Here is a 19,963-nt window from a genome sequence, read left to right as displayed (position 1 = left end):
AATTTCTGCTGTTCATCCGGCCATGCTATCCATTGCGCTGGGATTCAGGAGAGCGCGCCACTATGCATGAAAAACGCTATCGCATTACGTTGCTGTTCAATGCCAATAAAGTCTACGACCGTCAGGTGGTGGAGGGGGTCGGCGAATATTTACAGGCGTCGCAGACCGACTGGGATATTTTTATCGAAGAGGATTTTCGCTGCCGCATCGACAATATCCGGGAATGGCTGGGCGATGGCGTAATCGCCGACTATGACGACAGCTCCATCGAACAGTTGCTGGCGAACGTCGAGGTGCCGATTGTCGGCGTCGGCGGCTCTTATCATCGCCAGCAGGATTATCCGCCGGTGCACTATATCGCCACCGACAACGCGGCGCTGGTAGAGAGCGCCTTTCTTCACCTTAAAGAGAAGGGCATTAACCGCTTCGCCTTTTATGGGCTGCCCGCCTCCAGCGGCAAGCGCTGGGCGCAGGAGCGCGAACACGCGTTTCGTCAGCTGGTACAGCGCGAGCGCTATCAGGGCGTGGTTTATCAGGGCATGAATACCGCGCCGGAAAACTGGCAGCACGCGCAGAACCGGCTGGCCGACTGGCTGCAAACCCTGCCGCAGCAAACGGGCATTATCGCCGTCACCGACGCGCGCGCGCGCCATCTGCTGCAGGCCTGCGAATATCTTAAAATCCCGGTGCCAGAGAAGCTAAGCGTGATTGGCATCGACAACGAAGAGCTGACGCGCTATCTGTCGCGCGTGGCGCTCTCGTCGGTGGCGCAGGGCACGCGGCAGATGGGCTATCAGGCCGCCAAACTGCTGCATCGCCTGCTGGACAAGCAGCCGCTGCCGCTCCAGCGCATTCTGGTGCCGCCAATTAAAGTGATCGCCCGCCGCTCCACCGACTTCCGCTCGCTGCGCGATCCGGCCGTGATTCAGGCCATGCACTATATTCGCTTCAACGCCTGTAAAGGCATCAAGGTGGAGCAAGTGCTGGACGCCATCGGCCTGTCGCGTTCTAACCTGGAGAAACGCTTCCGCGATGAAACCGGCGATACTATTCACGCCATGATCCACCGCGAGAAGCTGGAAAAAGCGCGCGAGCTGCTGGCCTCCTCCTCTCTGAACATCAATGAAATTTCTCAGATGTGCGGCTACCCATCGCTGCAATATTTCTATTCGGTATTTAAAAAAAGCTATGCCACCACGCCGAAGGAGTATCGACAGCATCATGGTGAAAGCGTGATGTAAAATGGCCGCTGATTTTATCAAGGCTAAGCCGCGCGCTGACAAAAAATAAACCGCTATTTATTGCAGCCGGGCGGTTTAGCCTTGCGGTTAATATTGTTTTTACCTTTCTTGCCCTGCCTGTTAAATAAGCTCGTTTGCCTCTCCTGTTTTTCCCACTTTCAAAAGTTACAATAGTTACAATATTTGTAATTATTTTTAAAACATGTGTTGCGAATGTTATATTCCGCCGCGCTTTTAACTGTAACTTAACACACTACCGCTTGTGCTGGATGTGAGTTGAAATTTGAATGGAGATCGCAGCGCTTCCGCAGAAGGCGCGCGGTGTCACTTGCCGGTTATCGACAGATAGCCGTTGGAGAAGTTTTTCATGCGTAAAATTGTACAACTTCTGGCTCTCTGCGCGCCGCTGCTGGTCGCGCAACACGCGGCCTGGGCCGACGAGCAGAAAAATGTCGACGTCATGCTGATTGGCGGCGGCGTAATGAGTGCCACACTGGGAACCTATTTGCAGGAACTGGAGCCGCAGTGGAATATTGAGATGGTTGAGCGTCTCGATAAAGTCGCTGAAGAGAGCTCCAACGGCTGGAATAACGCAGGTACCGGCCACTCCGCGCTGGCGGAAATGAACTACACCCCGGAAAAAGATGACGGCAGCATTGATATCAGCAAAGCTGTCGAAATTAATGAATCTTTTCAGATTTCCCGCCAGTTCTGGACTTACCAGGTAAATCGCGGCGTATTGACCAACCCGAAAAGCTTTATTAACAGCACGCCACATATGAGCTTTGTATGGGGAGACGATAACGTCAACTTCCTGCATAAGCGTTATGAAGCGCTGCAGAAAAGCACGCTGTTCCGCGGCATGGAATATTCAGAAGACCACGCGCAGATTGAGAAGTGGATCCCGCTGGTAATGGAAGGCCGCGATCCTAAGCAGAAAGTCGCGGCAACGCGTATTCCTATCGGCACCGACGTGAATTTTGGCGAAATTACGCGCCAGCTGGTGGCTTCGCTGCAGAAAAGCGATCGCTTCTCGCTGGAGACCGGCCACGAAGTGCGCGATATCAAGCGCGCCGATAATGGCGGCTGGAACGTGACCATCGCCGATCTGCACAACAACAACGCCGAGCATGTGGTGCACGCGAAGTTCGTGTTTATCGGCGCAGGCGGCGCGGCGCTGCCGCTGCTGCAGAAGTCAGGCATTCCGGAAGCGGATAACTACGCTGGCTTCCCGGTGGGCGGCGAGTTCCTCGTCACCGATAACCCAGCCGTGGTGCAGCGTCACCTGGCGAAAGTGTACGGTAAGGCCTCTGTTGGCGCGCCGCCGATGTCGGTGCCGCACCTTGATACCCGTATGCTGGACGGCAAGCGCGTGCTGCTGTTTGGACCTTTCGCGACCTTCTCTACCAAGTACCTGAAAAATGGGTCGCTGTGGGATATGTTCAGCGCGACCACGACCTCCAACTTCATGCCGATGGTGCATGTCGGCCTGGATAACTTCGATCTGGTGAAATACCTGATTGGCCAGCTGATGCTGTCGGACGACGATCGCTTCGCGGCGCTGAAAGAGTACTTCCCTGAGGCGAAGAAAGAGGACTGGCGTCTGGCGATTGCAGGCCAGCGCGTGCAGATCATCAAGAAAGATGCGGAGAAAGGCGGCGTGCTGCGTCTCGGCACTGAAGTGGTCGCATCGAAAGATGGCTCTATCGCCGCGCTGCTGGGCGCTTCGCCGGGCGCGTCAACCGCTGCGCCTATCATGCTGACGCTGATGGAAAAAGTCTTTAAAGACAAAGTGGCGTCTGACGCCTGGCAGAGCAAGCTGAAGGAGATCATCCCTTCTTACGGCCAGAAGCTGAACGGCAACGTGGCGGCAACAGAGAAAGAGCTGTCGGAAACCAGCCGCGTACTGCAGCTCGACTACACGCCGATGACGCCAGCGGCGAACAGCGCCCCGGCAGCGACGCCGGTAGCCGCCGCGCAGTAACCGTAGCAAACGGCTGACAAAGCCGATACCCGGGTGACGGGGAGCGCAGAGCAAAGCGTCCCGCGACAGAAAAGTCGCGGGACGAGCGGGCAAGGAAGCCCGGTGTAACGTTGCGATCGCTCCCCGCATCCGGATTTTCAGTCAGCCTCTCCTGCCCTCTAGTCCAGCCTCTGTTCATACTGCTCTATCACCGCCAGCGACAGCCCTACAGCCGGATCGAGACGCGTCTGCAAAAAATGCAGCGCCGTATTCTGGAAGGTAAAAGCGGGCGTACTGGATTCGATACGCTTGCGCACCGTTTCGCAAAACAGCGTGTGCGTATTCCAGGGCGCATCGATAATGACGCTGGCCGGGTTCAGCAGCAAAATAATCTGGCCAATCGCCCTGGCGAGGAAGCTGCCCGCCTGCTGCATCACCTCATCCACGACCTTTGGTGCTTCATGGCGCGTCTGCCAGCTTAAACCAGGGCGGCGCTGCGCCAGCTGCTGTTCTATCGCCGGCTTGCTAATCAGCGTCTCGACGCATCCCTGACGTCCGCAGCGACAGCGCGGGCCGTCCGGCTGCACGTTAAGATGCCCCGCCTCGCCCGCGGTCCAGCTATGGCCGGTCACTACCTCGCCCTGCTGCACCAGCGCGCCGCCTGTCCCTTCGGCAATACGCAAATAGAAGTGGCTGTTTTCCGTTCTTAGCCCAAGCTGCTGAACCGCCAACAGCGCCGACGCCTTGACGTTATTCATCACGCGCAGCGGCAAACCCACCTTTTGTCTGACCGGCGTCAGCAGATCGACATCCTGCCAGCCGAGCTGGGTTGAAAGATGCATCCAGCCGCGCTCTGGATCGACGATGCCGGGAAAGCCCAGCCCGATGCCCAGCAGCTGCGGATGCTTCTCCGCCAGTTCGGCGCACAGGTTAGCTACCTCATCCAGCAGCTTTTTCGGGTTCGTGGTATCGATACGGCGCGTCTGCTCCACCATCACCTGCGAAAAGTAGTCGCAGACGCGCCAGTAAATCGCGTTGCGCTCCACCATGACGCCTGCGCTTTTCAACTTTTCCGGACAGAGAGCGATCTCTATCTTCGGCCTTCCGGCGGCGGCCACGCTGATCGGCCCTATCTCCCGAAGCAGCGACTTTTCCAGCAGTTCATCCACGATCAGCGAAACCGTATTTTTGCTGAGCGACAATATATGGGCTAAATCCTGACGCGAGGTAACGCGCAACCGGCGGAGCTGCGTCATCACGCGCTTCTGATTGTTAAGTCTGAGTAGTGCAGGGCCTTTACTCATATTTTTTAGCGCTCATCTGACAGGCAACGTATCTTTCAGTGTAACAGCCCGTGTCGCGCCTTATCCGGCACTTTTGCGCGCTGTTTCACACAAGTCGCAGCACAATGCGAAAGGCGTAAAAAAACCGGGTCGCGCCCGGTTTTCTACAGAGAAGAGAAGATTAATACTCATCGCCGCGCACGCGGCTGCGGTAACTTTCCCAGTCGAAGCGTACCCACATGCTGTTGCCGAGACGCATGCGGTCCATTACGCGTTCGCCCAGCAGGGTATTCATGCCTGCGGGATCGAGGTTAGAGAGCATACCGGTCGGGCGTTTCGAGGAGGAGCGGCGATCGACGATCTGGTTGATAATCACTTTTTCGTAGCGCGATTCGCTCTGCATGCCGATCTCGTCAATCACCAGCAGATCGACGGTGCTGAGATCCTGCAACAGCCGCTCTTCGGTAATGTCGCTGCCGCCGCTAAAGGTTCCTTTCATGCTGGACATCAGGTCTGCGACGGTGACGATCAGCACGCTTTTGCCGCGCAGGATCAGATCGTTACCGATAGCCGCCGCCAGGTGGTTTTTACCGGTGCCCGGACGGCCAGAAAAAACGAAGCTGGCGATGCTGCCCTCAAAATCGTCCGCATACTGACGCGCCATTGTCAGCGCTCTGCGCTGGCCTTCGTTCTCGACGCGATAGTTATCGAACGAGCAGTTCATATGCAGCTCGCGAATGCCGGATCGCCCCATTACGCGCTGCATTTTCATCGCGCGGTTTTCACGCACGATAGACTCCGAACGCAGGCGGCCCTGCTCCTGGTTCCAGGCCAGCAGCTCTTCACCGCTGGTGAACTTCGGCTGTACGTTGGCGGGCATCATCTTTTTCAAACGGCTGAACAGATCGGTCGGCGTTTTCATTACTCACCTCGGAACCCATCGGGAATGTTGTAATCAGTATTGCTGATTTGCGTAATGTCGCGTTTTGGCTGGCCGCCGCTGGCAGCGCGGTTCATCTGCACGCTGCGCGCCAGCTTCTGCTGCCACTGCACATGGTGGAACAGGCGACCTTCCGCCTGCCAGTAGGCGACAAAGGCGGCCAGCTCGGCAGGCGTTACCGGCTCGCTCAGCGCCACGCCCCAGATAGCGGCCTGCCGCTGAAAATCGGCGTCGGGCTGCCAGCCTGAATACATGGCGAACTTGCCGACCGGCGTCGGCAAGGCGGCTGGCAGGTCGTCATATAAACTGTCATCCAGCGTCACATCGCTGGGCTGCTGCGCCGCCGTCTCCAGCGCCAGCAGATGCGCCAGCCGCTCGGGCGTCACGGCGTAAAATGCCGGAACGTAATTATCCAGCACCGCCAGCGTACCGTTTTCCGCCTGCTGCAGCGCCTGGCGCGGATCCTGACGAAAGGCATCCAGGCCAATAAGCGTAGAAGTAAGAATTTTGACTGACATGATGAAACCTGACGTTGACCTGCACGTTGCGCCGGCAGAGCACCGGCGCACAAGTCTCTATTGTACCTTTTTTAGCGTCCTGGATCGCCAAAAAAGGCGTAGGTTACGAGGAGGATGAAGCAGTCCCGACGGGAAGCGGCGTCTGTAGCGGCTCAGCAACCGCAACCCTGACGCGCGCCGGACGCGTTTGCCACAGATAGCGTACCGAAGCGAGCCAGCAGAGGCTGTAGCCCAGCAGCTCGGTGCCCTCTTCCGCGATGTTTTTTACCACGCGGTTATAGCCATCCAGCATCAGGTGCTGCCAGAGCTGATGCATGCCGAACAGGCGGGAGAACACCAGTACGACCAGCATGCCGCTGACGGTCATCAGCCAGCAACGATTCGTTATGAAGGCGACCAGCCCGTCCAGCGTGCCGCGCGGCGAACGCAGCGCCAGCGCCAGACAGGCGGCAGTGGTCGCCAGCGCGAACCATATCCAGCTGCCGTGTTTAACCATATCGAACACAAAGTCCAGCTCGCGGATCAACATACAGCTGTAGAAACCGCCGACCAGGATAAGCGCGCCGCGCAGGCCGGGACGCCGGTGCGCCGACCAGAAGAACATCACCGCGATGGAGGCGAGCATAAACTCCTGTAGCGTCTCCGTCAGTGAAGTCTCGTGCATGGCATTGTTCATCCAGTTAACATCGATATAGATAGCCGACATCATCAGCACAATGAAGAGTGTTGCAAATAAAAAAGCCGCGCATTCACGGCCAAGTATTGAGAGTTTTTCGCGCATTTTATCACCACTTTTTTGATTAGCGCGCTTATTATATGGCGCTGACTGCTCGCCCTTTCTCATTTTATGCCCCTGAACTAAAAGCTGGCGCTGAGGCCGAGGCTGTAAATCAACTGATCGCCATTGTTAAGCGCGCTGCTTTGCGAAAAAGCCGCGAACGCTGCAACCTGATGATTTATTGGTATATTGGCGCCGAAGCTGACGTCCAGCCGGCTCTCTTCGCGCGGGGCCGCGTCATCCGGCAGCCGATCGCGCGCCTCGCCTGGAAAGCCCTCGCCCGGCTGATAGCTATAGCTAAGCTGCGCGTAGGGCGCGATCCAGCCCAGCCGGGAGTCAACGCGCCAGCCCAGCGTTGCTACGGCGTCGCGGCTAAAATCGCACTGCGGGCAGCTGAGCGGCGCGACCGCTGTCGCATACTGCGCCACCGGTCCGGTGGTCAGCGAAGCGCCGAGCGGCATATCCCAGCCAGCGCTGTAGCGCTTGCCGGTCGGCACAGGCTCGACGCGCAGCGTGAACGGGCCCTGAGCCGGGTTCAGCGCCGCGTCCAGGAAATTCATATCGGCGTCGTTGCCGACAATCAGGTGATTTCGGGAAATCTTTTCAGCAAGGATAGTGTTGTAATCGGGACGCGTGCGCACGCCGTCATCCGTTGATGACAACGTCTCGCTGCTCCACGCAAACAGAGGCGTTGCAGAACAAAAAAGCAACGCACTACTCAGCCCCAACGCCACAAGGCGCTGGCTGGCACACTGACTTTTCTGCAACATGAAAAGCTCCAGACGATGCTGAAGAGAACACTCGGCGCTATTAAGGGGCCGTTTTATCGCGCCTGTTGTATAACTATTAACCGGCTGAACGTAAGATCAAGCGTCGTCATAAAATTTTCTCTCTCAGGATACTGAATATGCAACGATGCGGCTGGGTCACTCAGGACCCGCTTTACCTGGCCTACCACGATCGGGAGTGGGGCATTGCACAAACCGATAAGCAGGTGCTGTTTGAGATGCTCTGTCTGGAGGGTCAGCAGGCGGGCCTCTCCTGGATTACCGTACTGAAAAAACGCGAAAACTATCGTCGTGCTTTTCACACTTTCGATCCAGAGGCGGTGGCCTTGATGGATGAAGCGGATCTGGCGCGCCTGATGACAGACAGCGGGCTGATACGCCATCGCGGTAAACTCGCCGCCATTATCACTAACGCGCGCGCTTATCTGGCAATGGAGGCGAAAGGAGAGGATTTTGCGCGTTTCGTGTGGGGATTTGTTGATAACCAGCAGATTGTTCATCACTTCGCGCATTATAAAGAGGCGCCCACGACGACAGAGCATGCCATAGCGCTGTCGAAGGCGTTAAAGCAGCGTGGTTTTAAATTCGTCGGCCCGACAATTTGCTATTCCTTTATGCAGGCCTGTGGGCTGATTAGCGATCATCAGACAGACTGTTTTTGCCATCCTGATAACCTTTAACGCTTAACCTCAGCAAAATAAGAGTTTCCCTCACCCTTTCTCTGATTATAAGCGGCATAATCTCGCCGCTTAAAAGACGTCAGGTCTTTATTTGATTTAGGGAATGAGCATGTATAAAAAATCACTTACGCTTTGCCTGTTACTGAGCGGCAGCCTTGCGCTGTCAGGTTGTACCGTTAATCCATACACCAACGAATCACAGGCCGGTAAATCCGGTATCGGCGCGGGAATCGGCGCGTTAATGGGCGCCGGCGTCGGCGTTCTCTCCTCATCGAAAAAAGATCGCGGCAAAGGCGCGCTGATTGGTGCAGCGTCCGGCGCGGCGCTGGGCGGCGGCATCGGCTACTACATGGATATGCAGGAAGCCAAGCTGCGTGAAAAAATGCGCGGCACCGGCGTCAGCGTGACGCGCCAGGACGACAACATTGTGCTGAATATGCCCAATAACGTCACCTTCGACTCCAGCAGCAGCAGCCTGAAAGCGGCGGGCGCCAATACCCTGACCGGCGTCGCTATGGTACTAAAAGAGTATCCAAAAACCGCGGTAAATGTGGTGGGCTACACCGACAGCACCGGCTCGCGCGCGCTGAATATGCGTCTCTCACTGCAGCGTGCAGAGAGCGTCGCCAGCGCGCTGATTACGCAGGGCGTTGCGGCGGGCCGTCTGCGCACGCAGGGTCTGGGGCCTGATAACCCGGTCGCTACCAACAGCACCGAGGCAGGCAAAGCGCAAAACCGCCGCGTGGAAATCACCCTCAGCCCCACGGGCTGATGCGAAAGCGCCCCGCAGCGGGGCGCTTCTTCTCTCTCTGTTATTTTTCTGGCATTTTTACGCGCTTATTTCGACAAAAGCGGCCAGTTGGCGTGCATTCTGTAGTGCCAAAACAGACTTTATGTTAGCGTGAAAATAAACGTGTTCAGCGAGTCGTCCAGCATGTCACTAAAGGCCATCGCCAGCGAATTAGGGTTGTCCGTCACCACGGTTAGCCGGGCATTAAACGGCTATGAGGATGTGGCAGAGGAGACCCGCAAACGTGTCGAAGCAGAAGCACAGCGTCGCGGCTACCGTCCCAATGCCGCCGCACGCCGTCTGAAAACCGGCCGCGCTAATGCGGTGGGTTTAGTTTTTCCCGTCAGTACGTCACCCATCAGCGACTGCCGTTTCAGCGAAATGCTGCTGACGCTCGATCAGCGCCTTGCGCAACTGGAGATCGATCTGCTGCTGCTGGTCGATAAGCCTCAGGACGGGCCGCGCACCCTGACCCGACTGCTGCGCAGCCGGGTGCTGGATGCGCTAATCGTCACTCATACTCTTCCGCAGGATGAACGCCTGCTGAGCCTGCAGCAAAAAAACTTTCGCTTTCTGGCGCTCGGCCGTAGCGACCTGCCGCAGCCCTACGCCTGGCTTGACGTCGATAATCACCTCGGCTCGCGCCTGGCGGTGGAAGCCTGTCTGCAGCAGGGACTGACGCGTATCGCCTGGCTGGGCAGCGATGAGGCGACAACCTTTGTCCGCGACCGCCGCCAGGGTTTTCTCGACGCCATGGGCGCCGTCGCGCCTGTTGATATGGTGGCGGTGCCGCCGTCGCGTCGCGCCGGCTATCTGCAGAGCGCCGCCTGGCTGGCGCAGGAGAAGCCGCTTCAGGCGATTATCGCCGACAGCAGCGCGCTGGCGGAAGGTGCGGCGCTGGCGATGCAGCAGGCGAACCGGCTTGACGGCCCTCAGGCGGTTCGCCTGTACGCCTGGGAGGGCTTGCCGCGTGAAGCGATCGTCGAGGCGCCGGTCGTCGCTATACGCCAGGCTTCAGAGCGCGAAACCGGCGAGCAGCTTGCTGATATGGTAGTGCAGATGCTGAACGGCGCGCCGCTGGAACAGCTACAGCTGCTGCGTCAGCCCTGGCTGGACAGCGCGGCGCGCTGATCGCCCTTTTTGCGACGGCCAGCGGCTGTGCTAGTCTCTGCCTGTTTCTCTTTTTACAGGTATCGACATGAAGAACAGACCGCCTCGCGCCACCATCAGCGATGTTGCTCGCAGCGCGCGAACCGGTAAAACCAGCGTCTCTCGCTATCTCAATGGCGAGCAGCATCTTCTTTCCGCTGATTTAAAAGCCCGTATCGAACAGGCGATAGCCGAGCTTGACTACCGTCCCAGCCAGATGGCGCGCGGGCTGAAGCGCGGCCGCACGCGTCTGATTGGGCTGATTATCGCGGATATCACCAATCCCTATTCGGTCGACGTCATGTGCGGTATTGAAGCCGCCTGCCGCGAACGCGGCTTTACGCTGCTGATGTGCAACACCAACAATGAAGTGGACCTGGAGCAGCACTATCTTCAGCTGCTGAGCAGCTATCAGGTTGAGGGCGTGGTGGTGAATGCCGTCGGCATGCGCGAAGAGGCGCTGAGCCGCCTGCAGCAGTCGCTGCTGCCAATGGTGCTGATCGACCGAAAAATACCCGACTTCGCCTGCGATGTGGTCGGCCTGAATAACGCCGAAGCCGCGGAGATCGCCACGCAGCATCTGCTCGACAACGGCTATGAGGCGCTGCTGTTTTTGAGCGAGCCGCTGGGCAGCGTCAACACACGCCGCGAACGCCTGCAGGCTTTCCGCCAGCGGCTCGCCGCCTGGCCGCAGATTGCGCATGAAAACGCGGAGGTGCCACAGCATCAGCCCGCGGCGCTGGATGCGCTGCTGCTCGACTACGCGCAGCGTCAGCGCGGAAAACGCGCGGCGGTGATGGTGGCGAACGGCGCGATGACGCTGCAGGTTGCGCGCTCCATGCAGCGCGTCGGCCTGCGCTGGGGCGAAAATATCGGGCTGCTCGGCTTCGACGAGCTGGAGTGGGCCGCGCTGGCGGGCGTCGGCATCACTACGCTCAGGCAGCCTACCTGGCAAATTGGCTATGCGGCGCTGGAGCGACTGATCGCCCGCATTGAAGGCAATGCCGGACCTGCCGGAGAGCAGGTTTTTTCCGGTGAACTGGTGGTGCGCGGCTCCAGCCAGCCGCTTCCCTGATCCTCCTCTCTTTCCTCCATTCTCGTGCTCGCTTCGTGAGCACGATCATAGTTTCAGCCTCTGCTCCTTTGCTTTGGAACCGGTTCCAATTAACGTTTTCTCTGTGAATTTTGCTAAATGCGCTTTTGAGGAGTGACGATGAACGCTGAAATTGTTGTGGTGACCGCAGCTTACGGACAACAACAGGTCGCCGCGCTAGGCGGTCAGCAAGCGCTGCTGCCGCTGATCCAGCAGGCAGGCGCCGACGGCGTAGAAATCCGCCGCGAACTCTTCGATGCCGCTACGCTCGCGAACCTGCCCGCGCTGGCCCATGCTATTCAGCAACATCAGCTGCGCGCCAGCTACTCGGTACCCGACACGCTGTTTTGTGACGACGGCGCGTTAAATCCCCGGCTGGAGAACTACCTTAAAGAAGCTCAGCAGCTGAATGCGCAGCGCCTCAAGCTATCGCTGGGCGGATTTAACGGCGAACTGTACGGCGCGGATCTGCGCGCGTTCAGTGAACGTTATCCGCTTGAGTTGGCGGTTGAAAACGATCAAACCGTCAACGGCAAGCTCGCGCCTACGCTGCATTTTTTCGAGGCGGCGGAGCGGGAGAGCCTGCCGGTGGTGATGACCTTCGATATGGGCAACTGGCTCTGGACGCAGGAAAACGCGCAGGACGCGGCGGCGATGCTTGGTCGTTTTGTGCGCTATATTCACGTCAAAGCCGCTGAACCGCATGGCGACAGCTATCGCGCGGTAGCGCTGGACGAGGCGAAAAAAGATGACTGGCGTCAGCTGCTGCAACAGCTGCCGGACGACGCGCCGCGCGGCATCGAATTCCCGCTGGAAGGCGAGGATCTGCTGGCGGTAACTCGCCACTATGTATCCCTGCTGCGCACTCGGTAAGGAGAGAAGATGACTACCCTGAATTACGGCACGCTGGACGTCGTTACTATTGGCGAAGCGATGGCGATGTTCGTGGCTCGTGAAACCGGCGATCTCGCCGCCGCCGAAACCTTTATCAAGCGCGCAGCGGGCGCAGAGCTTAATGTCGCCGTCGGGCTGGCGCGTCTCGGTCTGAAAGTCGGCTGGGTAAGCCGCGTCGGCGACGACAGCTTCGGCCGCTTTATTTGCCAGGTGCTGGAGAGCGAAGGCGTTGACCACCGTCAGGTCACGAAAGACGCGCGCTATCCCACCGGTTTTCAGCTGAAATCCAAAGTCGACGACGGCTCCGATCCGCTGGTGGAGTATTTTCGTAAAGGCTCCGCCGCCAGCCATCTTTCCGTTGACGATTTTAACAGCGACTACTTCGGCGCCGCGCGCCATTTGCATCTCAGCGGCGTCGCCGCGGCGCTCTCCGACAGCTCGCTGGCGCTGCTGAAGCACAGCGCGAAAGAGATGCGCGCGCGCGGCAAAACCATCTCTTTCGATCCCAATTTGCGGCCGGTACTGTGGCGCAGCGAAGAGGAGATGCGTCAGCAGCTTAACCATCTGGCGGAATACGCCGACTGGGTGCTGCCGGGCGAAAAAGAGGGCTATATCCTGACCGGTTATCGTCAGCCGGAAGCCATCGCCGATTTCTACCTGGATAAAGGGGTGAAAGCGGTGGTGATTAAAACCGGCTGCGATGGCGCCTGGTATAAAACCGCGCAGGGCGAGCAGGGTCAGGTCGAGGCGATCCGCGTTGAAAACGTGGTGGACACCGTTGGCGCGGGTGACGGCTTCGCCGTCGGCGTGATCAGCGCGCTGCTGGAAGGTAAAACGCTGCCGCAGGCGATTAAGCGCGGCAACAGAATTGGTTCGCTGGCGATTCAGGTGATCGGCGACAGCGAAGGGCTGCCGACACGCAGCGAGTTAGGCGATTACTAGCCTGCATCCGGAACCGCAATATCAGAGGAGAACACCATGAAAACGCAGACAATCGCGCCGAAACGCTGGTGGTATATCATGCCCATCGTGTTTATCACCTACAGTCTGGCGTACCTGGATCGCGCAAACTTTAGCTTCGCCTCTGCCGCCGGCATCAACGACGACCTGGGCATTACCAAAGGCATGTCCTCGCTGCTGGGCGCGCTCTTCTTTCTCGGCTACTTCTTCTTCCAGATCCCCGGCGCGGTTTATGCCGAACGCCGCAGCGTGAAAAAACTGATTTTCTGGTGCCTGGTGCTGTGGGGCGTCTGCGCTTCGCTGACCGGCGTAGTGAGCAATATCCCCATGCTGGCGGCGATCCGCTTCGCGCTCGGCGTGGTGGAAGCGGCGGTTATGCCCGCCATGCTGATTTATATCAGTAACTGGTTCACCAAATCAGAACGCTCGCGCGCGAACACCTTCCTGATCCTTGGCAACCCGGTCACGGTGCTCTGGATGTCGGTGGTGTCCGGCTACCTGATCAACGCGTTCGGCTGGCGCGAGATGTTTATCTTCGAAGGGATCCCGGCCGTAATCTGGGCTGTCGCCTGGTGGTTTATGGTGCAGGATAAGCCGGAGCAGTCGCGCTGGATGAGCGATGAAGAGAAAGCCGCGCTGGCTGCCCAGCTGAAAAAAGAGCAGGAGAATATCAAGGCGGTACGCAACTACGGCGAGGCCTTCCGCAACCGCAACGTTATTCTGCTCTGCATGCAATATTTCGCCTGGAGCATCGGCGTCTACGGCTTCGTGCTGTGGCTGCCGTCAATTCTGCGTAACGGCACGCAGATGGGCATGGTGGAAGCGGGCTGGCTGTCAGCCGTACCTTATCTGGCGGCGACCATTGCGATGATCGTGGTTTCCTGGGCGTCGGACAAAATGCAGAACCGCAAGCTCTTCGTCTGGCCGCTGCTGCTGATCGGCGCGCTCGCCTTCCTGGGATCATATCTGGTGGGCAGCGGCAATTTCTGGCTCTCCTACACGCTGCTGGTGATTGCAGGCGGTGCCATGTATGCCCCTTACGGACCTTTCTTCGCCATCATCCCGGAAATGCTGCCGCGCAACGTCTCCGGCGGCGCGATGGCGTTGATCAACAGCATGGGTGCGCTGGGGTCGTTCGTCGGTTCCTGGATTGTCGGCTATCTTAATGGAGCGACGGGCAGTCCGGCGGCCTCCTATATCTTTATGGGCGCAGCGCTGCTGGTATCGGTGTGGCTGACGTTGATCGTCAAGCCGGCCGAAAACAAAACGCCGCCGCTACACGGTGCGAAACACGCCTGAAAGCGTAAGCGCTGACCCTCTTCTCCGGGCGACCTGTGTGTCGCCCGTCACACGTTTTACAGGGAGCGAACGATGAAACCATCCGTGATTCTGTATAAAAGCCTGCCGGACGACCTGCGCGCCCGACTCGATGCCCACTTCAGCGTAACCGAAATCCGCGATCTGTCGCCAGAGAGCCAGCAGCAGCACGCTGACGCGCTGGCGCAGGCCGAAGGGCTGATCGGCTCTGGCGGCAAGGTTGACGGCGAACTGCTGGCGAAAATGCCGAAGCTGCGCGCCTGCTCAACCGTATCGGTGGGTTATGACAACTTCGACGTCGACGCACTCAATCAACGCCATGTGCTGCTGATGCATACGCCGACGGTGCTGACCGAAACGGTAGCCGACACCATGATGGCGCTGGTGCTAAGCAGCGCGCGCCGCGTGACCGAACTGGACGCGTGGGTAAAATCGGGCCAGTGGGACAAAAGCATCGGGCCGGACAGATTCGGCGTCGACGTGCATCATAAAACCCTCGGCATTCTCGGCATGGGCCGCATCGGTATGGCGCTGGCGCAGCGCGCGCACTTTGGCTTCGGCATGAAAGTGCTTTATAACGCGCGTCGCGAACATGAAGAGGCGCAGTCTCGCTTCAGCGCGCAGCGCTGCGATCTGGAGACGCTGCTGAAAGAGAGCGATTTTGTCTGCATCAGCCTGCCGCTGACCGAGCAGACGCACCATATGATCAGCGCGGCGCAGCTTAAGCTGATGAAGCCGAGCGCCATCCTGATCAACGCCGGACGCGGGCCGGTGGTGGACGAAGAGGCGCTGATCGCCGCGCTGAAAGAGGGCACGATCCACGCGGCGGGCCTGGACGTATTCGAGAAGGAGCCGTTGACTTCATCGCCGCTCTTCTCTCTGCCTAACGTGGTAACGCTGCCGCACATCGGCTCCGCCACCCATGAAACGCGCTACGGTATGGCGCAGGATGCGGTAGATAACCTGATCGCCGCGCTGACCGGCAAGGTGGAAAAGAACTGCGTCAATCCTGACGTGCTTAAGTAATCCGCCCTTTCCATTGCGCCCGCCGCTGGCGGGCGTTATCGTTGTTTTCCCATTCGTCACACGTTTTTAACTTCTATATGGCTTTTTCTCAGTTCGGCGACAAGTTTACCCAGCACACCGGCATCTCACGTCTGATGGAAGATATGGGCGCAGGCCTGCGCACGCCCGGCACCATTATGCTCGGCGGCGGCAATCCGGCGCAGATCCCGGCGATGAACGCCTATTTTCAGCAGCTGCTGCAGCAGATGCATGACGAGGGCAAGCTGAGCGAAGCGCTCTGCAACTATGACGGCCCGCGCGGCAAAGCCACGCTGCTGAATGCGCTGGCGACGCTGCTCAGCAGCGAACTAGGCTGGCCGGTAACCGCGCAGAATATCGCCCTGACCAACGGCAGCCAGAGCGCCTTTTTCTATCTGTTTAATCTGTTCGCCGGTCGCCGCGCCGACGGCAGCAAAAAGCGCGTGCTCTTTCCGCTGGCGCCTGAATATCTGGGTTACGCCGATGCCGGCCTGGATGAAGGGTTGTTCGTTTCCGCGAAACCCAATATTGAGCTGCTGCCGGAAGGACAGTTTAAATATCACGTCGATTTTGAACATCTGCCGATGCATGACGACATCGGCCTGATCTGCGTGTCGCGCCCCACCAATCCGACCGGCAACGTAGTGACCGACGACGAGCTGATGCAGCTCGACGCGCTGGCGCAGCAGCATGATGTGCCGCTGCTGATCGACAACGCCTACGGCGTGCCTTTCCCCGGTATTATCTTCAGCGAAGCGCGCCCGCTGTGGAATCCCAATATTATTCTCTGCATGAGCCTGTCGAAGCTCGGTCTGCCCGGCGCGCGCTGCGGCATTATCGTCGCTGACGAAAAGACTATCAGCGCCATCAGCAATATGAACGGCATTATCAGCCTGGCGCCCGGCAGCATCGGCCCCGCTATCGCCGCCGAGATGATCCAGCGCGGCGACCTGCTGCGGCTGTCGGAAGAGGTGATTAAACCCTTCTATCAGGCGAAAGTGACGCAGACGATCGCGATTCTTCGCCGCTATCTGTCGGAAGAACGCTGCCTGATCCATAAACCGGAAGGCGCGATTTTTCTCTGGCTCTGGTTCCGCGATCTGCCGATCAGCACCGAGGCGCTCTACCAGCGGCTGAAGGCGCGCGGCGTATTAATGGTGCCGGGCCACTTTTTCTTCCCCGGCCTGGAGCAGGCGTGGCCGCACACGCACCAGTGCATGCGCATGAACTATGTGCCGGACGCCGAGAACATCGAGCGCGCGGTGCAGATTCTGGCGGAAGAGGTAGAAAAGGCGTTTGCGGAGCAGCTGTAATCGGCTGCCCTGAATAAGCTCCGGCCTGACCGGAGCTTACTCCTCTTCCTTTTCCACCAGCGACTCCCGACACCACTGCGCCAGCTGGCGGATCGCCTGCTCGACCTCTTTATTCCAGCCAAACCCGGCGTTAAGCCGGAAGCAGTGGTCGTAGCGGTGATCGGTAGCGAAAATATGGCCTGGCGCAATGCCAATGCCGGCGTTACGCGCCTTGAGAAACAGCGCGCGCACGTTCAGCGCCCCATGCGGCATCTCTACCCACAACACATAGCCCCCTTCTGGTTCTGAGACGCGCGTGCCCGCAGGGAATTCGCTCAGCAGCGACTGCCGCATCTTCTGGATTTGCCCGGCCAGCTCGCGCCGCAGCTTGCGCAGATGGGCGTCATAGCCGCCGCTGCGCAGCAGTTCGGCAATCGCCGCCTGCGACAGCGTCGAGGTGCCCATGGTCGAGGTATATTTCAGCGAAGCGATTTTGCGCATGTAGTTGACGCTGTGCACCCAGCCGATGCGGATGCCGGGCGCGATGGTTTTAGAAAAGCCGCTGCACAGGATGGCGTTGGGGCTAAACGCGCGCATCGGAAAGGGCCGCCGTTCGCCAAAGGCGGTGTCGCCGAAAATATCATCTTCAACGATAACCACGTCATTCTCATCGGCCTGACGGGCAATATAGGCTTTCTGCTCGTTGGGAATCGATTTGCCGAGCGGATTGTTGACGTTGCTGATGGTAAGAAAGGCCTGCACCGCTTTACGACGAAACAGCGCGGTAAGTTTTTCGACGTCGACATAGCCCTCCGGCCCGGCCTCTACTTCAATGACGCGCAGGTTGAGATTATGCAGCATCTGTAGCAGTACAAAGTAGCAGGGCGACTCTACCGCCACCACGTCGCCAGGCTTGAGCGTAGCCCGCAGCGACAGCGATACCGCCTCAATACAGCCGTTGGTGATCAGAATATCATCAGCGCTGATATTACAGCCGTACTCCACCGCGCGGCGCGCGATCTCATGCTTCAGCGGCAGGTAGCCGGTGCCTTTAACCGTGGTGCCCAGCAGCGCCGGTTTGCTGTATCCCATCTGGCGCATCAGCAGCCCGATTTTTTTTACCGGATAGAGCGAGCTGTCGCCGTTCGCCAGATCGAGACGGACGCGACACTCCGAGCCGAGGATCGCCAGATGCATCTCCGTCTGCTCATCCAGCGGCGCGACCAGGCGCGGCTGCGCTAACTGCGACGGCTGCGCCTCTTTATGGGTCAGGCGCGCCGCGACGAAAAAGCCCGACTTCGGCTTCGCCACCGCAAAGCGCTCATCCTCCAGCGTGCGTAACGTTTTTAGCGCGGTTGTCAGGCTGACGCTGTACTGCGTAGCCAGGGTGCGCACCGAGGGCAACCGGCTGTCGGGCAGCAGCGAGCCGCTGCGAATAGCCTGCTTGATCTGCTCGGCTATCTGGCGGTAACGACTGTTCTGACTCTCCTGCTCGTCCGTTTCACCGGGCATCTGTTCCACCCCATATCGTACTGATCTGTGCGTATTCAAGAGAGTACATTCAAAGTACTTTAGGCTGCATCTCTTAATTATTTATGACGCAAAACCGTTCCGTTCTCTGCGCCAGGTTCCCTGACGACCGTCTCAGTTCAGGCATTCATTGCTACACCGCTTAATGGCCTGTTTTACATGAAATCACCGGGTTACATGCAGTTAACCGAGTTTATCAGCCAAAGGAAAACGCGAGAAATGAATAATCTGTCCACCATGATGAGAGAAATTGAAGGCTATCTGACGCCCGCAATCATCGATTCCGCTAAACGGTGCTCTCATCGCCTGCTTGCCGCGCTGCCTGATAGCGAGCATCTCTCGCGCAACCGTATTCTGCTCGCCTACGGCGGCGGTAAAGACAGCAGCTATATGGTGGCCTATGTGCGTTATATTCAGGGGTTAATCTGGCAGCAGCGCGGCGACACCTTCCGCCTGCGCATCAGCACTAACCGCCACGCCGCCATGAGCGACAGCGTGATGGAGAATATCGACCGCGTTTATCACGCGCTGGCTATTCACCATGACGCCTTCGTAGAGAGCCTGATCGTCGACGGCCAGCAGATCCGCCCTTTTGAACGTCATCTTCCCCTGCCTGAGGCGGTGCGCCAGCAAAACCGCAGCGATGTGCTGATGAACGGCCACCGCTTTCGCGCCGACGCGCGCTCGACCTTCTGCAACGCCTGCAACCTCAGCATGGTGAACTCGTTCGGCCTGGCGGCGCACTATAACGGCGGCGTGGATCTGATTATCACCGGCGACTCGCCGCAGGAACAGACCGCCTATGTCGCCTGGGCGCGCCACCTTTCTCGCCTGTTTAACGCGCCGACGGCGGAAAAAGATCAGGGCTTTCGCGGCTTTTTGCAGACGCTCGACGGCGTGGCAGATCGCTACTCGGCCGCCATTCACGGCGAAGAGGGCGTTACGCCCGCGCGCCGCATCATGCATCAGCTGACGCGCAACCCGCTGTTCTTCAATATCTATCAGGACACCGCTTACGAAGCTGGCGCGCACTGGGCGTTGCTCAATGACTTTATGCGCTTCCGCTTCGACGCGCTGATGTTCAGCTTTTCCGAATCGGACTGCGGCAACCCAACGCTGATGGCGCATATCCGCGGCCTGCGCGCAGAAACGCTGCTGCAGCGCAGCTACGCTGAAGGCATCCGCGAATATGTGCGCTTTGCGCTGGGGCTGATGGCGCAGAAAGATTTTCCGCAGCCGCTGATCGCCGAGATGGCGGCGCGCTATCAGGACGACGAGGCTATCGAACAGCAGCGCCAGCGCGCGGCGCGCTTCGCCGCTGAGGCGTTCGGCCTCGATGAGACCCAGCTGATTTGCATGATCTACTCCCCCTTTATCGCCCAGGGCAACCAGCTGCACAGCTGGCTGACGCAGCAGCAGATCGCGCTGGATGAAGAGGCGATTCGCCAGCTGCTCTCCGGCGAGCGCGACGACGCAACGCTGACGCAGCAGCTAAGCCAGCTCTCTGGCCTGGATCTCACCCAGATGCGCCACTGCTGGCGCAGCAGCCAGGTGAGTTCGCTGCTGGAGGGTAAAAGCGCCGATCCGCTGTCGCGCGTTCTGCGCTTCGACCCGCACAAGACGGTAATTCAGGTTAACCACGGCGTCCTGCAGGATACCGTGACCGAAGTGATTTCCGGGCGCTGATCCCGGTAAGGCGAAGC

The 19,963-nt window shown here is 58.8% G+C and carries 18 protein-coding genes; 12 read left to right on the top strand and 6 right to left on the bottom strand.

Going from position 1 to position 19,963, the window contains the following annotated elements:
* Positions 1-62 precede the first annotated feature (62 nt).
* Positions 63-1,241, top strand: a complete 1,179-nt coding sequence (gene xylR / locus MHZ89_RS19575) for a D-xylose utilization transcriptional activator XylR (RefSeq protein WP_311784352.1) — start codon at positions 63-65, stop codon at positions 1,239-1,241.
* A 367-nt stretch (positions 1,242-1,608) separates the two neighbouring features.
* Positions 1,609-3,225 carry a malate:quinone oxidoreductase gene (locus MHZ89_RS19570; RefSeq protein WP_126690127.1) on the top strand — a complete coding sequence of 539 codons (1,617 nt, stop codon included), beginning with the start codon at positions 1,609-1,611 and terminating at the stop codon, positions 3,223-3,225.
* A 158-nt stretch (positions 3,226-3,383) separates the two neighbouring features.
* Here the strand turns inward: MHZ89_RS19570 and MHZ89_RS19565 are convergent, their stop codons facing one another.
* The 5 genes from MHZ89_RS19565 to MHZ89_RS19545 all read right to left on the bottom strand — a co-directional run bounded on the left by MHZ89_RS19565 (position 3,384) and on the right by MHZ89_RS19545 (position 7,493).
* Positions 3,384-4,460 (bottom strand): ROK family protein, encoded by a 1,077-nt coding sequence (locus tag MHZ89_RS19565; protein ID WP_311784351.1) that lies wholly within the window; start codon positions 4,458-4,460, stop codon positions 3,384-3,386.
* 208 nt (positions 4,461-4,668) lie between these two features.
* Positions 4,669-5,409 (bottom strand): DNA replication protein DnaC, encoded by a 741-nt coding sequence (gene dnaC / locus MHZ89_RS19560; RefSeq protein ID WP_120457773.1) that lies wholly within the window; start codon positions 5,407-5,409, stop codon positions 4,669-4,671.
* Positions 5,409-5,945, bottom strand: coding sequence for a primosomal protein DnaT (dnaT, locus tag MHZ89_RS19555; protein ID WP_311784350.1), 537 nt, complete (start codon positions 5,943-5,945; stop codon positions 5,409-5,411). The genes dnaC and dnaT overlap by 1 nt, the downstream gene beginning before the upstream one ends.
* 103 nt (positions 5,946-6,048) lie before the next feature.
* Positions 6,049-6,726 carry a hypothetical protein gene (locus tag MHZ89_RS19550; RefSeq protein WP_311784349.1) on the bottom strand — a complete coding sequence of 226 codons (678 nt, stop codon included), beginning with the start codon at positions 6,724-6,726 and terminating at the stop codon, positions 6,049-6,051.
* Positions 6,727-6,803: 77 nt separating this feature from the next.
* Positions 6,804-7,493, bottom strand: a complete 690-nt coding sequence (locus tag MHZ89_RS19545; protein ID WP_311784348.1) for an autotransporter — start codon at positions 7,491-7,493, stop codon at positions 6,804-6,806.
* A 137-nt stretch (positions 7,494-7,630) separates the two neighbouring features.
* Here MHZ89_RS19545 and MHZ89_RS19540 point away from each other — a divergent pair, with 137 nt between their 5' ends.
* The 9 genes from MHZ89_RS19540 to MHZ89_RS19500 all read left to right on the top strand — a co-directional run bounded on the left by MHZ89_RS19540 (position 7,631) and on the right by MHZ89_RS19500 (position 16,751).
* Positions 7,631-8,191, top strand: a complete 561-nt coding sequence (locus MHZ89_RS19540; protein ID WP_311784347.1) for a DNA-3-methyladenine glycosylase I — start codon at positions 7,631-7,633, stop codon at positions 8,189-8,191.
* 109 nt (positions 8,192-8,300) lie between these two features.
* A complete protein-coding gene (locus MHZ89_RS19535) occupies positions 8,301-8,963 on the top strand; it encodes an OmpA family lipoprotein (protein WP_311784346.1) in 663 nt (220 codons plus the stop codon).
* Positions 8,964-9,125: 162 nt separating this feature from the next.
* Positions 9,126-10,112 (top strand): LacI family DNA-binding transcriptional regulator, encoded by a 987-nt coding sequence (locus MHZ89_RS19530; protein ID WP_311784345.1) that lies wholly within the window; start codon positions 9,126-9,128, stop codon positions 10,110-10,112.
* A 67-nt stretch (positions 10,113-10,179) separates the two neighbouring features.
* A complete protein-coding gene (locus MHZ89_RS19525; protein WP_311784344.1) occupies positions 10,180-11,205 on the top strand; it encodes a LacI family DNA-binding transcriptional regulator in 1,026 nt (341 codons plus the stop codon).
* 138 nt (positions 11,206-11,343) lie between these two features.
* On the top strand, positions 11,344-12,096 hold the full coding sequence (locus MHZ89_RS19520; RefSeq protein WP_311784343.1) for a sugar phosphate isomerase/epimerase: 753 nt from the start codon (positions 11,344-11,346) through the stop codon (positions 12,094-12,096).
* A 9-nt stretch (positions 12,097-12,105) separates the two neighbouring features.
* Positions 12,106-13,059, top strand: a complete 954-nt coding sequence (locus MHZ89_RS19515; protein ID WP_311784342.1) for a sugar kinase — start codon at positions 12,106-12,108, stop codon at positions 13,057-13,059.
* A 36-nt stretch (positions 13,060-13,095) separates the two neighbouring features.
* On the top strand, positions 13,096-14,376 hold the full coding sequence (locus MHZ89_RS19510; protein WP_311784341.1) for an MFS transporter: 1,281 nt from the start codon (positions 13,096-13,098) through the stop codon (positions 14,374-14,376).
* 72 nt (positions 14,377-14,448) lie between these two features.
* On the top strand, positions 14,449-15,420 hold the full coding sequence (ghrB, locus tag MHZ89_RS19505; RefSeq protein WP_311784340.1) for a glyoxylate/hydroxypyruvate reductase GhrB: 972 nt from the start codon (positions 14,449-14,451) through the stop codon (positions 15,418-15,420).
* Between the two features lie 77 nt (positions 15,421-15,497).
* Positions 15,498-16,751 (top strand): valine--pyruvate transaminase, encoded by a 1,254-nt coding sequence (locus tag MHZ89_RS19500; protein WP_311784339.1) that lies wholly within the window; start codon positions 15,498-15,500, stop codon positions 16,749-16,751.
* Between the two features lie 36 nt (positions 16,752-16,787).
* Here MHZ89_RS19500 and MHZ89_RS19495 read toward each other — a convergent pair whose 3' ends face one another.
* Positions 16,788-18,242, bottom strand: coding sequence for a PLP-dependent aminotransferase family protein (locus MHZ89_RS19495; protein WP_311784338.1), 1,455 nt, complete (start codon positions 18,240-18,242; stop codon positions 16,788-16,790).
* A gap of 237 nt (positions 18,243-18,479) precedes the next feature.
* Between MHZ89_RS19495 and MHZ89_RS19490 the strand changes: the two genes are divergently transcribed.
* Positions 18,480-19,946, top strand: coding sequence for a hypothetical protein (locus MHZ89_RS19490; RefSeq protein ID WP_311784337.1), 1,467 nt, complete (start codon positions 18,480-18,482; stop codon positions 19,944-19,946).
* The last annotated feature ends 17 nt before the right edge of the window (positions 19,947-19,963 follow it).

Source organism: Pantoea sp. ACRSB (assembly GCF_022346905.1).
Classification (GTDB): Bacteria; Pseudomonadota; Gammaproteobacteria; order Enterobacterales; family Enterobacteriaceae; genus Pantoea; species Pantoea piersonii.
Note: the sequence above shows the minus strand (reverse complement) of the source record. Positions and strands in the feature narration are given on the sequence as shown.

What these genes read in the sequence shown, in the direction of transcription:
- MHZ89_RS19500 (WP_311784339.1), top strand. Translation starts at nt 15,498, where the DNA reads ATGGCTTTTTCTCAGTTCGGCGACAAGTTTACCCAGCACACCGGCATC.
- MHZ89_RS19535 (WP_311784346.1), top strand. Translation starts at nt 8,301, where the DNA reads ATGTATAAAAAATCACTTACGCTTTGCCTGTTACTGAGCGGCAGCCTT.
- MHZ89_RS19565 (WP_311784351.1), bottom strand. Translation starts at nt 4,460, where the DNA reads ATGACGCAGCTCCGCCGGTTGCGCGTTACCTCGCGTCAGGATTTAGCC.
- MHZ89_RS19495 (WP_311784338.1), bottom strand. Translation starts at nt 18,242, where the DNA reads ATGCCCGGTGAAACGGACGAGCAGGAGAGTCAGAACAGTCGTTACCGC.
- ghrB (WP_311784340.1), top strand. Translation starts at nt 14,449, where the DNA reads ATGAAACCATCCGTGATTCTGTATAAAAGCCTGCCGGACGACCTGCGC.
- dnaC (WP_120457773.1), bottom strand. Translation starts at nt 5,409, where the DNA reads ATGAAAACGCCGACCGATCTGTTCAGCCGTTTGAAAAAGATGATGCCC.
- MHZ89_RS19545 (WP_311784348.1), bottom strand. Translation starts at nt 7,493, where the DNA reads ATGTTGCAGAAAAGTCAGTGTGCCAGCCAGCGCCTTGTGGCGTTGGGG.
- MHZ89_RS19530 (WP_311784345.1), top strand. Translation starts at nt 9,126, where the DNA reads ATGTCACTAAAGGCCATCGCCAGCGAATTAGGGTTGTCCGTCACCACG.
- dnaT (WP_311784350.1), bottom strand. Translation starts at nt 5,945, where the DNA reads ATGTCAGTCAAAATTCTTACTTCTACGCTTATTGGCCTGGATGCCTTT.
- MHZ89_RS19510 (WP_311784341.1), top strand. Translation starts at nt 13,096, where the DNA reads ATGAAAACGCAGACAATCGCGCCGAAACGCTGGTGGTATATCATGCCC.
- xylR (WP_311784352.1), top strand. Translation starts at nt 63, where the DNA reads ATGCATGAAAAACGCTATCGCATTACGTTGCTGTTCAATGCCAATAAA.
- MHZ89_RS19520 (WP_311784343.1), top strand. Translation starts at nt 11,344, where the DNA reads ATGAACGCTGAAATTGTTGTGGTGACCGCAGCTTACGGACAACAACAG.
- MHZ89_RS19515 (WP_311784342.1), top strand. Translation starts at nt 12,106, where the DNA reads ATGACTACCCTGAATTACGGCACGCTGGACGTCGTTACTATTGGCGAA.
- MHZ89_RS19525 (WP_311784344.1), top strand. Translation starts at nt 10,180, where the DNA reads ATGAAGAACAGACCGCCTCGCGCCACCATCAGCGATGTTGCTCGCAGC.
- MHZ89_RS19550 (WP_311784349.1), bottom strand. Translation starts at nt 6,726, where the DNA reads ATGCGCGAAAAACTCTCAATACTTGGCCGTGAATGCGCGGCTTTTTTA.
- MHZ89_RS19540 (WP_311784347.1), top strand. Translation starts at nt 7,631, where the DNA reads ATGCAACGATGCGGCTGGGTCACTCAGGACCCGCTTTACCTGGCCTAC.
- MHZ89_RS19570 (WP_126690127.1), top strand. Translation starts at nt 1,609, where the DNA reads ATGCGTAAAATTGTACAACTTCTGGCTCTCTGCGCGCCGCTGCTGGTC.
- MHZ89_RS19490 (WP_311784337.1), top strand. Translation starts at nt 18,480, where the DNA reads ATGAATAATCTGTCCACCATGATGAGAGAAATTGAAGGCTATCTGACG.